The following is a 13,702-nucleotide window of genomic DNA, read 5'->3' on the forward strand; positions in this document are numbered from 1 at the left end:
TCATCGTGTCCCGAAATTTTTCGATCTTTGTCGCTTTTGTCGCCAGTTTTCTACTGATCGGCCCGGCCCAGGCCGAAGTCAAAGTGCTTACCAGCATCAAGCCCCTGCAACTGATTGCCGCCGCCGTGCAGGACGGCGTGGCCGTTCCAGAGGTGCTGTTGCCGCCTGGTGCCTCGCCTCACCATTACGCCTTGCGGCCATCCGACGTACGGAAGGTGCAGTCGGTGGATTTGCTCTACTGGATTGGCCCCGACATGGAAAGCTTCCTGCCGCGTGTGCTGAACGGTCGTACGTTGCCGTCCGTCGCGGTGCAGGACGTACCGGGGCTCACGTTGCGTCACTTCGCCCAGGACAGTCATTCCCACGCCGAGGATGAGCATGGCGCCGATGAGCATGATCACGACCATCGACCCGGCACCATTGATGCTCACTTGTGGCTCTCGCCCATCAATGCGCGGGTGATTGCCGCCAGAATGGCTGCCGACCTGAGCGCGGCCGATCCGGCCAATGCCAGCCGCTATCAAAGCAACCTCAAGGGCTTTAACCAGCGTCTTGATGCGCTGGATGGGCGTTTGAAGACCCGTCTGGCCGGGGTCGCGGGCAAGCCGTATTTTGTGTTCCACGAGGCGTTCGACTATTTCGAAGACCACTACGGCCTCAAGCACGCCGGGGTGTTTGCCGTGGCCGCCGAAGTCCAGCCGGGTGCCCAGCATGTGGCGGCAATGCGCAATCGCTTGCAGACCGTGGGCAAGACATGCGTCTTCAGCGAACCGCCCCTGCGCCCGCGCCTTGCCGAAACCCTGGTGGCCGGGTTGCCGGTGAAACTGGCGGAACTGGATGCGCTGGGCGGCTACACCCCGGCGACGGCGCAAGGGTATGAGCAGTTGCTGGAGAAGCTGGGGAATGATCTGGCGGGGTGCCTGGAGTCGCTATAACGCAAACCTGTGGCGAGGGGATTTATCCCCGTTGGGGCGCGAAGCGGCCCCAAGAAATATCTGCCACCGCAGTCCGTCAGACCGAAAGCAAAGGGCTGCTGCGCAGCCCAGCGGGGATAAATCCCCTCGCCACAAAGGCATTCAGATCTGCTTGCTGTCAGAGGGCGAACGGCAACATCGCGCTGACCGTCTGCCGCTGCGCCAAGCGCTGCTGAAACTCCATCGGGTCGTGAATCAACACGTCCTGTCCGGCAAACGATTCGGCGGCGATCAGCCGCGACAGCCAAAACCGCACGCAGGCCACGCGCAGCATCGTCGGCCATGACTCGGCTTCGGCTGCCGTGAATGGACGCAGCGCCGCATAAGCCCCCAACAAGGCCCGCGTCCGTGGGCCGTCGAGCACACCGTTGTCATCCGAACACCAGTCGTTCAGGGCGATGGCAACGTCATACAGCATTGGTCCGGAGCAGGCGTTGTAGAAGTCGATCAACCCGGTCAGGTGCGTACCCTCGAACATCGCATTGTCGCGGAACAGGTCCGCGTGGATGTTGGCCCGGGGCAGTGCCAGGATTTTTACCTTTTGTTGCGCGATTTCATCCAGCGCAGCTTCCAGCAACCGACGGGGTTCGGTATCGAGGTGCGTCAACAGCTTCGCACCCTCCTCCTGCATCCAGTCCAGGCCGCGATCGGTCTTGCGCTTGATCATGTTGTCCTTGGTCGCCAGGTGCAGATGGGCCAGCAACTCCCCCACCTGGGCGCAATGCTGTGCGTTGGCCTGCTTGATGTGCTTGCCGGCCAGGCGCGGTTGCAGCAGCGCCGGCTTGCCGGCCAGTTCTCGCAGTGCAACGCCGTCGGTGGTACGCAAGGCGTAAGGCACCGGCAGGTCGGCGTCATGCAGTACATCCAGCAGCTCGATGAAGAACGGCATTTCCTGCACCGGGCCGCGCTCCACGAGGGTCAGGACAAATTCACCCTGCTCCAGGCTGATAAAAAAATTGGTGTTTTCGCTGCCGGCGGCGATCCCCTGGAAATCAAGCAGGCGGCCGAGCCCATAAGGGGCGAGAAAGGTTTCCAGCTCGGGCCGAGCCAGGGGAGTGAACACAGACATGGTTAAAAACTGCCAGTACGGGCGCCCATCAGCGAGCGCCGGTTGAAGTCGAGAGCGGTATTACCACTCGAAGATTTTCCACGATGGAATCAGCATATCCGGCTGATCCGAGCGGATGAAATTCCCGTCGCTGCCATCGGCACGTACCAGGAAATAAGGCTTGCCGTTTTTGGGCGTGACCTTGATCGCGTACAGAAAGCCGTTTTGCCGGTACTCCTGAATGGTTCTATCGCCTTCGGTGCGGATGGTGACATCCGGGTCCGCCGAGGGTGCGTCGTCCGCCGCCATGACGGCCAGCGGGGTGATTGCAAACAAGCCAGCCAGTAACAGGCGATTTAGTGTACGCATGATAACCTTGTCCCTTTGTCGTCAACGGTCCCGCTATTCTAGCCCCGGACCCGCCGAAAAGGTTGATCCTGCTCATGAGCCAAGCCCCCCTCGTCCTGGTGGACGGTTCTTCTTATCTTTATCGCGCCTTTCACGCGCTACCACCGCTGACCACCTCCAAAGGCCTGCCGACGGGCGCGGTCAAGGGCGTGCTGAACATGCTCAAGAGCCTGCGCAAGCAGTATCCGGACAGCCCTTTCGCCGTGGTGTTCGATGCCAAGGGTGGGACCTTTCGCGATGAGCTGTACGCCGAATACAAGGCCAACCGCCCCAGCATGCCCGACGACATGCGCGTGCAGATCGAGCCGCTGCATGCCAGCGTCAAGGCCTTGGGCTTCCCGCTGCTGTGCGTGGACAACGTCGAAGCCGATGACGTGATCGGCACCCTGGCCCGCAGCAGCGCCGCAGCCGACCGTCCGGTGGTGATCTCCACTGGCGACAAAGACATGGCGCAATTGGTCGACGGGCACATTACCTTGGTCAACACCATGACCGGTAGCGCGCTGGACGTGGCTGGCGTGAAGGAGAAGTTTGGCGTCGCTCCGGAGCAGATCATCGATTATCTGGCGCTGATGGGCGATTCTTCCGACAACATCCCCGGTGTTCCGGGCATCGGGCCGAAGACCGCCTCCGGCCTGCTAGTGGGCGTCAATGGCGGCCTGACGGAGCTGTATGCGCAACTGGACATCGTCGCCACCTTGCCGATTCGTGGCGCCAAGACCCTGGCCGCCAAACTCGAAGAACACAAGGAAATGGCCCTCCTCTCCTACGAGCTGGCGACCATCAAGACCGACGTGCCGTTGGATGTCGGTCTCGACGACCTGAAAATGGGCCAGCCGGATCACGAGAAACTCGCCGAGCTGTACACGCTGCTGGAGTTCAAGAGCTGGTTTGAAGAAAACCAGCGCGATGCCAAGCGTGCCGGTCAGGAGATCGTCGAAGTCACCGAAGAACAGCCCGGCGCTGCCGAGGCCCGGTATGAGGTCATCCTCGATCAGGCGCGCTTCGAGGCGTGGCTGGCCAAACTGGACAAAGCGCCGCTGTTTGCCTTCGTCACCGAAACCAACGGCGGCGATGCCCAGCATTCGCAACTGGTGGGATTGTCGTTTGCCGTCGCCCCGTTTGAAGCAGCCTACATCCCACTGACCCACTCCTACATGGGCGTGCCGGAGCAACTGGACCGCGACACAGTGCTCAGGGCTCTCAAGCCGCTGCTGGAAAACCCGAACAAGCTCAAGGTCGGCCAGCATGCCAAGTTTGAAACCAACATCCTGGCCAACTGCGCCATCGGTGGTGACCAGGACAACGGCATCCTGGTTCAAGGCGTCGCCTTTGACACCATGCTTGAGTCCTATGTGCTGGACTCCACGGCGACCCGCCACGACATGGACAGCCTGGCGCTCAAGTACCTGGGCCAAAGCAAGACCGATTTCCAGGACATCGCTGGGAAAGGCGTCAAACAGCTTACTTTCGACCAGATCTCCCTCGAACTGGCCGGCCCTTACGCCGCCGAAGACGCGGACGTGACGTTCCGTCTGCATCAGGCGCTGCAGGAAAGACTGGCCGCCACGCCCAGTCTGGGCAAGGTGCTCAACGAAATCGAAATGCCGCTGATGCCGGTCCTGGCGCGGATTGAGCGCCAGGGTGCGCTGGTCGATGCCAACCTGCTGGGGGTGCAGAGTGTCGAGTTGGGCGAGAAGCTGGTGGCCTTGGAGCGTGAGGCATTTGCCATCGCCGGGGAGGAGTTCAACCTGGGCTCACCCAAGCAACTGGGGGTGATCCTCTACGAAAAACTCGGCTTGCCGGTGCTCAGTAAAACCGCCAAGGGCCAGGCGTCTACCGCCGAAGCGGTGCTGGCCGAGCTGGCCGAGCAGGATTATCCGCTGCCCAAGGTGTTGATGCAGTATCGCTCGCTGAGCAAGCTAAAGAGCACCTACACCGACCGTCTGCCGGAGCAGATCAACAGCCGCACGGGCCGCGTCCATACTAATTATCAGCAAGCTGTCGCCGCTACCGGGCGACTGTCCTCGATCGACCCCAACCTGCAGAACATTCCGATTCGCACCGCCGAAGGCCGCAGGATTCGTCAGGCATTCGTTGCGCCGAAAGGCTACAAGCTGCTGGCGGCGGACTACTCGCAGATCGAACTGCGGATCATGGCGCACCTGGCCAAGGATGAAGGCCTGCTCCACGCGTTTCGCAATGACCTGGATGTGCACCGGGCTACTGCCGCCGAGGTGTTCGGCGTCGAGTTGGAAGCTGTCACCCATGATCAGCGCCGCAGCGCCAAGGCGATCAACTTCGGTTTGATCTACGGCATGAGTGCTTTCGGTCTGGCCAAGCAGATCGGTGTGGATCGCAAGCAGTCCCAGGCTTACATCGACCGCTACTTTGCCCGCTACCCAGGTGTACTGGCCTACATGGAGCGCACTCGCACCCAGGCCGCCGAGCAGGGTTATGTCGAAACCATTTTTGGTCGCCGGTTGTACCTGCCGGATATCAATGCGAAAAACCCGGCGTTGCGCAAAGGGGCAGAACGCACGGCCATCAACGCGCCGATGCAAGGCACCGCGGCAGATATCATCAAGAAAGCCATGGTGGCGGTGGATCGCTGGCTGACTGCGTCGGGACTGGATGCCAAGGTCATTCTGCAGGTCCACGACGAATTGGTGCTGGAGGTGCGTGAAGACCTGGTCGATCAGGTGCGCGAGGAAATTCGCCAGCACATGAGCGCCGCGGCCACGCTGGATGTGCCGCTCCTGGTGGAAGTGGGCGTGGGAAACAACTGGGACGAGGCGCACTGAGTCGTAGTGCTCTGAAGCAGGCGTAAGTCCCGTGGCGAGGAAGCAAGCTCCCTCGCCACATTGGCTCACTGAAAACCCGCGAGCGATGTCTTTAGTTCGGAAAATTCCTAAGGTTATTTCCAAAAATAATCTGAACTAAAACCGTGAATTGCTACTCAGAGTTTCTGAAAGGCTGGTGAAGCCCTTCAATGCTCCTATGTTGTGTTAAGTGTTGGCAGATATCTGGACCCCGCCCTAGCGGTCCGGAACTTGGACCCCGAACTTCCCCCTCCCCATAAGAAGTCCGGGGTTTTTTTTGCCTGCGAGTTGGCTTATTCCGCCTCTTCGCTGCCCTTGTCTGCCAATTCCATCCAGTCGGCCAATACAGTGTAGGCCTCTTCCAGGCCCATGCGCTTGGGCGCCGAGAACAGCTGGATGGTGATCGCCTCACCCCACCCCTTGCGGATTTCCGACTGCACTTTGAGCAACGTATTCTTGGCCGCGCCGTAGGTCAGCTTGTCTGCCTTGGTCAGCAGAATGTGCATCGGCATGCCGCTGGCCACGGCCCAATCCAGCATCAGCAGGTCGAAGTCGGTCATTGGATGACGGATGTCCATCATCAAAATCAGACCCTTGAGGCTCTCGCGGCTGCCCAGATAGGCTTCCAAATGGCGCTGCCAATGCTGCTTCAGCGGAATCGGCACCTTGGCATAGCCGTAGCCGGGCAGGTCGACCAAACGACGTTCATCGTCTAGCTTGAAGAAGTTCAAGAGCTGCGTGCGACCCGGGGTTTTCGAGGTGCGCGCCAGGCTTGCATGGGTCAGGGTGTTCAGTGCGCTGGATTTACCAGCGTTGGAACGCCCGGCGAAAGCCACTTCAAAGCCTTCATCGTCGGGGCATTGATCGACTTTGGCTGCGCTGAGCATGAAGGTGGACTGTTGGCACAGGCCGAGGATGGGGTTCTTCAGTTGCATGGGATTTCCGATGTGGGTGGCGTCAGGAATGGACGCGGCAAGCTGTTCGTTTCCGTTTCAGTGACGCCAGTATATAATGCCGCAGATTTTGTGTGCGCTTTGTCCCAGCGTAGGATGAAGCGCACGGGAGCGACCGACTGAAATTGCGCACTAGAACGCAGCTCGCTCTCAACCCTGAAAAGGTCGTTTTATGACGAAATGGCTGCTAGCTGCCGGTGTCTTGATGCCGCTTTACAGCGCTCAGGCTACACAGGATCCGGAAGCTGTGTACAACCGTGTTTGTGGTGCCTGTCATTCCGGCCAACTCCCCATGGCACCCCGCAAGGGTGATCAGGAAGCTTGGACGCCGAGGTTGGCGAAAGGTATGGAGACGCTGGTGCAACACGTGACCCAGGGTTTCAAGGCGATGCCGCCGCGTGGTTTGTGCATGGACTGCAGTGCCGAGGATTACCGAGCCATCATCCAGTGGATGAGCGAGTAAACCCGGTCCATAACTCTTTAACCCTTAGCCGTAGTTGGATTAGCTGATGAACAAACTGATCGTGAGTCTGCTGTTGACATTGGGGATATCCGGCGTAGCCCATGCCGCTGGCGATGCCGCCGCCGGCCAGGCGAAAGCCGCCGTATGTGGGGCCTGCCATGGTCCGGATGGCAACAGCATGGCACCAAACTTTCCGAAACTGGCGGGCCAGGGCGAGCGTTACCTGACCAAGCAGTTGAAGGACATCAAGGACGGCAAGCGTGTCGTGCTGGAAATGAACGGCTTGCTGACCAACCTGAACGATCAGGACCTGGCGGACATGGCGGCTTATTTCGCCAGCCAGAAGGGCAGCGTTGGCGCCGCCGATCCTAATCTGGTCGCACGTGGTGAAGCGCTGTTTCGCGGAGGCAACCTGGAAAAGGGGCTTCCAGCCTGCACCGGTTGCCACTCGCCTGACGGCAAAGGTAACGCGGCGGCCGGCTTCCCTCACCTTGGGGGCCAGCACGCTCAATACGTTGCCAAGCAGTTGACTGATTTCCGCAAGGAAGCAGACGGTCGTACCAATGATGGCGAAGCGATGATGCGCACCATTGCCCGCAAGCTGAGCGACGAAGAGATCGCGGCGGTGGCCAGCTACATTCAGGGCCTGCACTAAGACCGTTGGCAGGGCGTTGTGAGGGTTTACATCTCTTGCAACGTTAACGCTCGATTAATCCGTCGATGCGAACATCAAAAGGGTGGCTTTGGCCGCCCTTTTTTGTGGCCGCTGCCGTTACACTAGCGAACTTGAACCTGCCACGGCCTGTCTTAAAAAAGGCCTTGCGGGGTCCCCTCATTGTCCAGGAGTAAAGCATGCGTAATCTGATCATCAGCGCCGCGCTCGCCGCTGTCAGCCTGTTCGGCATGGCCGCCCAAGCCAACGCCGACGAATCGAAGGCCCCCTACGTCGAATTGAGCAATCCCGTTCCAGTGGCCGTGCCTGGCAAGATCGAAGTGGTGGAGCTGTTCTGGTACGGCTGCCCGCATTGCTACGCTTTTGAACCGGTTATCAACCCATGGGCTGAAAAACTGCCTTCGGATGTGAACTTCGTACGCATCCCCGCCATGTTCGGCGGCCCATGGGACGCCCACGGCCAGATGTTCCTGACTCTCGAAGCCATGGGCGTCGAGCACAAGGTTCACGCTGCCATTTTCAACGCGATCCAGAACGAGCACAAAAAGCTGACCGACAAAGAAGACATGGCGAACTTCCTGGCGACCCAAGGTGTAGACAAGGAAAAATTCCTGGATACCTTCAACTCCTTCGCCATCAAGGGCCAGATCAACAAAGCCAAAGAACTTGCCAAGAAATACGAGATCACCGGCGTACCCACCATGGTCGTCAATGGCAAATACCGCTTTGATATCGGTTCGGCCGGTGGTGCGAACCAGGCGCTTGAGCTGGCCGACCAGCTGATTGCCAAAGAGCGAGCGGCAACCAAGGCCGCCGCCAACTAAGCGCGGCGCTGACCATGGCCCGCTGGAGCACCGAACGCGTCGTTGGCCTGCATGAACCGCGGGTCAATGAGCACCATATCGCCTCCACGGGCCTGCCGGCCGACAACTGCCTGCGCCTGCTCAGTTTCAATATTCAGGTGGGCATCAGCACCGAGCGTTACCGGCATTATCTGACCCGTGGTTGGCAACATCTGCTACCGCACACCGGACGTGCCGTTAACCTGCAGAAGATCGGCGACCTGCTGAAAGACTTCGACCTGGTGGCCTTGCAAGAGGCCGACGGTGGAAGCCTGAGGTCAGGCTACGTCAATCAGGTGGAGCATCTGGCTCAACTGGGTGCTTTCCCCTACTGGTACCAACAACTCAATCGTAACCTCGGACGCCTGGGCCAGCACAGCAATGGTGTGTTGAGCCGCCTGCGGCCCTGGGCGATAGAAGACCACCCGTTACCCGGTCCCAAGGGACGCGGTGCAATCCTGGCGCGCTTTGGCGAAGGTCCGGAGGCGTTGATCGTGGTCATGATGCACCTGGCCCTTGGGGCTCGTACCCGAACGATGCAATTGGCCTACATCCGCGAGCTGATTGGTGACTACAAGCACCAGGTATTGATGGGGGACATGAATACCCATGCCAATGACTTGCTGCAAAATTCGCCTCTGCGCGATCTTGGTCTGCTCGCCCCACAAGTCGAAGCCACGTTTCCGAGCTGGCGCCCCCAGCGCTGCCTGGACCATATTCTGCTGAGCCCCACCTTGACCCTCGAACGGTTCGAGGTGCTGGCTCACCCCATTTCCGACCACCTGCCTGTCGCGGTGGAAATTCGTCTGCCGGGTTCGCTCACGGCGGATGCATTCCCTGCGGTGAGTCTGCCCCCTCGCGGATCCCATGAATGAGCGACGAAGCTGAACGCTGGAGAGAGAAGTACTTCAAGAGCATCGAACAGCAGGAAAAGCTCGAGCGCCGCTGGACAGCCCGGCTCGACTTGCTGCGCCGCGGCCTGGTGCGCAGTACGCTGGCCGCCGAAGGCACTGACCGGGCGGTTGATCAGTGCATGAAAGAAATGCGCGAAGTGGTGCGCACCGATGACATGGATGCCGCCCTCGCCGCTCTTTTGCCCCGCCTGGAGAAAGCCGTACTCGATTCCGAGCAGCGTCGCGAGACTCGGGTCGAACAGGTGAGCGCCGCATTGACTTCCCTGGTCGCTCAGTTGCAAACCTTGCCGCTGCCCAAGGAAGTCAGCCGCCCTTTGAAAAGGTTTTCCAAGCAGTTGGAGGACCGAGTGGACCAGGCTCGGGAGATGCCTTTGCTGCTCAGTGAATTGAGCAGCTTGCAGGGCCAGGCGCTGAGTGCGTTGGAGGCGCCCACTGAACCGAATCGTCCGGGCCTGCTGCAACGGTTGTTTGGTGGCCACGGCCAGGAAGAAGCCGTGCCCCAGCCGCACGAACCTGCCCAGCGCAGCGCGGTGCCGGTATTGGAAACGGCACCGCCGACACCGGCACAGCTAGTGACTGACACTGCGCCCGTCATAACTCCAGCTCCAACTCCAGCCCCAGCAGTGTTAGCAGGACACGCGGCAACGGTCGATGAGGCGTCTGAACCGGTCGCGTTCATTCCATCGATGTTCGATCCTGATCCAGAACCCTCTTCGTCGCCGGTATCCGAAGCTGGCGAGCCGACTCTGGAACAAGTTGAAGCTCCCGAGCAGGACACAGCTACCGAGCCGGCGCGGATTCCTGTGGAAAATGCAGTGCAGGTACCCGCCCTTGAAAACCCTGATGAGCTGATGCCCGAGGAGCCGTCGCAAGCGGACGACGCGCTGCCCCTCCCGGAAGAGCCCGTCGAACCCTCGGCGGCCGTCGAGCCGGCAGCGTCTGATCTGGAGGGCGACCATTATGAACTGCCCGACTCACCGGAGCCTTCCTACAGTTCGGTGGCCAGGCATATCGAAGACACCCTGTTGGGCCTGCTGGGCGACCTGACCCTGCCCGAGCGTCATCGTCCCCAGGCCGAGGCGATGCGCGAACGGCTGCAAAATGGCTTGAACTGGTACGAATTACTGCCAATTCTCGACGATCTGGCCGTGCTCATGCTGGCAATTACCGACACCGGCCAACATGAATTCGAAGCGTACTTGCAGCGCCTCAATGATCGGCTGGAGTCCTTCCAGAGCAGTTTACGGGCTGCCAGTGAAGACCATGCCGATAACCAATCGGCCTCCCGGGAGATGGACACGCAGATTCGCGAACAGGTGGATGGCTTGCAAAGCAGCGTGCAGGAAGCTGATGACCTGGAAGGTCTCAAGCAAGTGCTGGAGAACCACCTTGAAGGCCTGCTTGGCACGATGGACCAGCACCAGAAGCAGCGCGATCAGCGCGAGCAGGAAGTTTCGGCTCGCCTCAAAAGCCTGGCCGAGCGCGTCGCGCTGATGGAGCAGGATGCCCAGGTTGTCCGGGATAACCTTGAAGAGCAACGGCAAAAAGCCCTTATCGATCCGCTCACTGGGCTGCCTAACCGCGCCGCTTGGTCCGAGCGTCTCGAACAGGAGGTTGCCCAATGGCAGCGGCACGGCAACAGTCTGCTGCTGGCCATGCTCGATCTGGATCACTTCAAGCGCATCAACGATAACTACGGCCACCTGGCAGGTGATCGGGTGCTGAAGATCATCGCTTCGGTGCTGCGCAGACGTTTACGTGGCAGCGATTTCATCGCCCGCTTTGGCGGTGAGGAATTTGTCCTGCTGGTGCCCGACACGCCACTGGCTGCCGGGGCAAGACTGGCCGAGTCCCTGCGCGCAGCCATCGAGGCCTGCCCGTTTCACTTCAAGGGTGAGCCGGTCACGATCACCGTGTCCGTGGGCATGACCGCGTTCAAAACCGGGGAGCACAGCGATTCGGTGCTTAAAAGAGCCGATCAGGCGCTCTATAGAGCCAAAAATGCCGGGCGCAATCGAGTGGAATGGAGCTGAGGCAATTGTTCCATTTTGTGAATCCCGTTATACGAGCCAGATCATCGCAACGCGATACGTTACACTGTTGCATTACCCCCAGCGCGTAATGCACCTGCCATGAAATTTTTTTCGCTCATTGCCTTCTTACTGGTTCTGGCCGGTTGCGCCAGCGGCCCCAGGCTCGATACCAGCCACCCTTCCGTCAATCATGACAACCGTATCCAGTTCGTGGTGCTGCATTACACTTCCGCTTCCCTGGAGCGGTCCCTGGCTTTGTTGACACACGGCGAAGTCAGTGCGCATTACCTGGTCGGCGATGATAAAAGCGCGACCGTCTACAAGCTGGTGGATGAAGGCCGGCGCGCCTGGCACGCCGGAGACAGTGAATGGGATGGCCGGACCTGGCTCAATTCCAGCTCCATCGGCATTGAGATCGTCAATCCCGGTTTTGTCGATACGCCCACCGGGCGCCTCTGGTATCCCTACAGCGAAGCTCAGGTCCAGGCCTTGATCGCATTGCTCAAAGACATCTCCCAGCGTAATGGGATCAACCCGCGCAACATCATTGGGCATAGCGATATTGCCCCGATGCGCAAGCTTGATCCTGGGCCGCTGTTTCCCTGGAAGCGCCTGGCGCAAGCGGGGCTGGGGATTTGGCCAGACGAGCAGGCCGTAATGCGCCAGCAGGCGGTTTTCGCGGCGCAGGTGCCGAACGCCAGTTGGTTCCAGGCCGAGTTGGCCCGGTTCGGCTACCCGACGCCTCGCACCGGCGAATGGGATGTGGCCACTCATCATGTGCTTGCCGCCTTCCAGATGCGCTTCCGGCCGACCCGGTTCGACGGCATGCCGGATGCGCAAAGTGCGGCTATCCTGCAGGTGCTCAACCAGACAAAATAATGACGCCCGTCCGACGGTCAGGGCTAAATCCAAATCAGAAGCTATAACTCATTGGTAACTTTCGGATTACCAATGATGACGCCTGCCCGCGAAACCCTGCAAAGCTGGCTCCATCGCCCGTTTCTCTTGGCGATGATGGCGGCTGTCCTGAGTACCGTGCTGTTGCTGGGGGCCAGTCTGTTTGTCGTGATACAGCAAATCCAGCAGCGTGAAAGCGACCAGATGAATGCTCAGGGCGAGCGCTTTCTGCAGCGACTCGAGCAACTTTTCGGACAATTGCGCGAAAGCCTCGACGATCTGCAAAACCAGCCGTTGCGCAGATGCGACGACGATATGATCGCGACGTTGCAGCAGGTCAGCTTCAACTACCGTTTTGTTTACGAAGCGGCATATATCGATAGCAGTGGGGTTTGTTCCAATCGCCCACGCCGCAGCGGGTTATCGGTGATCCGACCGCCTGACATCCGGGGCCCGACCTACAGCTACTGGCTCAATACCACCACCGAGCCCGATGAAAACCGTGCGGCATTGATGCTGGGTCGCGGCAATTTTCGCGTTGCCACTTCCCGCGGGCATCTGACCGATGTCGTTGATTTGCCGCCCGGCAGCAGTCTGTTGGTGGTGCTCGATCAGGGCCAGCGGGCGATACCGGTGCTGGGTACCGATCAATACTGGCCGCCCACGGAGCCTTGGCCCTCGAAAAGCCGCAATGCATTGCAAGTGACGCAGAACCGCCTGATCTATCGGATGCAGACCGACAGCCCGGAATATCAACTGGTGCTGATTGCTCAACGCAATGGTTTAAATATTCCCTCCAACGCCTGGTGGTTGCTGCCCATCAGCCTGATGCTGGGCCTGGGGATTGGTTTTCAGGTATTCCTGCTGGCGCGTCAGCGCCAATCGATGGACGCCGAACTGCACGGGGCCATCCGGCGCGGAGAATTGCAGGTGCTGTACCAGCCGATCTTCGATCTGCGCAGTCGCAATTGCGTCGGTGCTGAAGCCCTGTTGCGCTGGCGGCGCCCGGACGGCACCCTCACCAGCCCGGATCTGTTCATTCCGATGGCGGAGAACACCGGGCAGATCCGTCAGATCACAGACTTCGTGCTGCAACGCCTGTTCGACCAGTTGGGCCAGCTGCTGCGGGCCAATCCGCAGCTGTACATCTCGGTGAACCTGGCGGCGTGCGACGTCATGGTGCCACGTATCGGCGAAGTGATCGCCCGCCTGCTGGCGTTGCATCGGGTGTCGGCGCACCAGATTGCCTTTGAAGTGACCGAACGCGGATTGGTCGATGTCCTGGTCGCCCGGGATAATCTGCAATCGCTGCGCGATGTCGGGCACCAAGTGTTGATCGATGATTTCGGCACGGGTTATTGCAGCCTCGCCTACCTGCAGACCTTGCCGGTGGACTGTTTGAAAATCGACAAAGCTTTCATCGACGCCTTGGGGCACGATGCCGCCAGCAGCGGTGTGGCCCCGCATATTATCCGCATGGCCCACGCGTTAGAGCTCAAGGTGATTGCCGAGGGCATCGAGCATGAAGCCCAAGCGTCTTACCTGAGCAGCGAAGGCGTGACTTTCGGGCAGGGTTGGCTGTTTGCCCATGCGCTCAGTGCCGTGCAGTTGATCGAGCTGATTACCCGCGGCCGGCGCCTGCTGGGGCGACGCATGGACGACGAGGCCTGAACCG

12 protein-coding genes are annotated in these 13,702 nt (G+C 60.0%); 9 read left to right on the forward strand and 3 right to left on the reverse strand.

What is annotated here, in order from left to right; all coding sequences use genetic code 11:
- Nucleotides 1–5 precede the first annotated feature (5 nt).
- Nucleotides 6–935, forward strand: coding sequence for a zinc ABC transporter substrate-binding protein ZnuA (locus BM132_RS19445; protein WP_092458152.1), 930 nt, complete (start codon nucleotides 6–8; stop codon nucleotides 933–935).
- A 157-nt stretch (nucleotides 936–1,092) separates the two neighbouring features.
- On the opposite strand, the gene BM132_RS19450 is transcribed toward BM132_RS19445, so the two are convergent.
- Nucleotides 1,093–2,043 carry a homoserine kinase gene (locus tag BM132_RS19450; protein ID WP_092457934.1) on the reverse strand — a complete coding sequence of 317 codons (951 nt, stop codon included), beginning with the start codon at nucleotides 2,041–2,043 and terminating at the stop codon, nucleotides 1,093–1,095.
- A 60-nt stretch (nucleotides 2,044–2,103) separates the two neighbouring features.
- A complete protein-coding gene (locus tag BM132_RS19455) occupies nucleotides 2,104–2,391 on the reverse strand; it encodes a DUF2782 domain-containing protein (protein ID WP_047229784.1) in 288 nt (95 codons plus the stop codon).
- Between the two features lie 74 nt (nucleotides 2,392–2,465).
- On the opposite strand from BM132_RS19455, the gene polA reads away from it, so the two are divergent.
- Nucleotides 2,466–5,234: a DNA polymerase I gene (polA, locus tag BM132_RS19460; RefSeq protein ID WP_092399675.1), complete on the forward strand. Its 2,769-nt coding sequence runs from the start codon at nucleotides 2,466–2,468 to the stop codon at nucleotides 5,232–5,234.
- Between the two features lie 311 nt (nucleotides 5,235–5,545).
- Here the strand turns inward: polA and yihA are convergent, their stop codons facing one another.
- Nucleotides 5,546–6,187 (reverse strand): ribosome biogenesis GTP-binding protein YihA/YsxC, encoded by a 642-nt coding sequence (gene yihA, locus BM132_RS19465; RefSeq protein WP_092399677.1) that lies wholly within the window; start codon nucleotides 6,185–6,187, stop codon nucleotides 5,546–5,548.
- 190 nt (nucleotides 6,188–6,377) lie between these two features.
- Here yihA and BM132_RS19470 point away from each other — a divergent pair, with 190 nt between their 5' ends.
- The 7 genes from BM132_RS19470 (at nucleotide 6,378) to BM132_RS19500 (ending at nucleotide 13,698) form a co-directional block, all read left to right on the forward strand.
- The gene (locus tag BM132_RS19470) at nucleotides 6,378–6,668 is read left to right on the forward strand and encodes a c-type cytochrome (protein ID WP_003196231.1); all 291 of its coding nucleotides are present in this window, start codon (nucleotides 6,378–6,380) and stop codon (nucleotides 6,666–6,668) included.
- 46 nt (nucleotides 6,669–6,714) lie between these two features.
- A complete protein-coding gene (locus tag BM132_RS19475) occupies nucleotides 6,715–7,323 on the forward strand; it encodes a c-type cytochrome (RefSeq protein ID WP_092399679.1) in 609 nt (202 codons plus the stop codon).
- A gap of 197 nt (nucleotides 7,324–7,520) precedes the next feature.
- The gene (locus BM132_RS19480; RefSeq protein WP_092399681.1) at nucleotides 7,521–8,165 is read left to right on the forward strand and encodes a thiol:disulfide interchange protein DsbA/DsbL; all 645 of its coding nucleotides are present in this window, start codon (nucleotides 7,521–7,523) and stop codon (nucleotides 8,163–8,165) included.
- Nucleotides 8,166–8,179: 14 nt separating this feature from the next.
- Nucleotides 8,180–9,058 carry an endonuclease/exonuclease/phosphatase family protein gene (locus tag BM132_RS19485; protein WP_092457937.1) on the forward strand — a complete coding sequence of 293 codons (879 nt, stop codon included), beginning with the start codon at nucleotides 8,180–8,182 and terminating at the stop codon, nucleotides 9,056–9,058.
- Complete coding sequence (locus BM132_RS19490; RefSeq protein ID WP_092457940.1) at nucleotides 9,055–11,130, forward strand: GGDEF domain-containing protein; 2,076 nt, start codon at nucleotides 9,055–9,057, stop codon at nucleotides 11,128–11,130. Before BM132_RS19485 ends, BM132_RS19490 begins: the two co-directional genes overlap by 4 nt.
- 99 nt (nucleotides 11,131–11,229) lie before the next feature.
- Nucleotides 11,230–12,009 (forward strand): N-acetylmuramoyl-L-alanine amidase, encoded by a 780-nt coding sequence (locus tag BM132_RS19495; protein WP_092457943.1) that lies wholly within the window; start codon nucleotides 11,230–11,232, stop codon nucleotides 12,007–12,009.
- Nucleotides 12,010–12,084: 75 nt separating this feature from the next.
- Nucleotides 12,085–13,698: an EAL domain-containing protein gene (locus tag BM132_RS19500; RefSeq protein WP_092399843.1), complete on the forward strand. Its 1,614-nt coding sequence runs from the start codon at nucleotides 12,085–12,087 to the stop codon at nucleotides 13,696–13,698.
- Nucleotides 13,699–13,702: the final 4 nt, after the last annotated feature.

It is taken from the genome of Pseudomonas sp. NFACC45 (assembly GCF_900113505.1).
In the GTDB taxonomy this organism is placed as follows: Bacteria; Pseudomonadota; Gammaproteobacteria; order Pseudomonadales; family Pseudomonadaceae; genus Aquipseudomonas; species Aquipseudomonas tehranensis.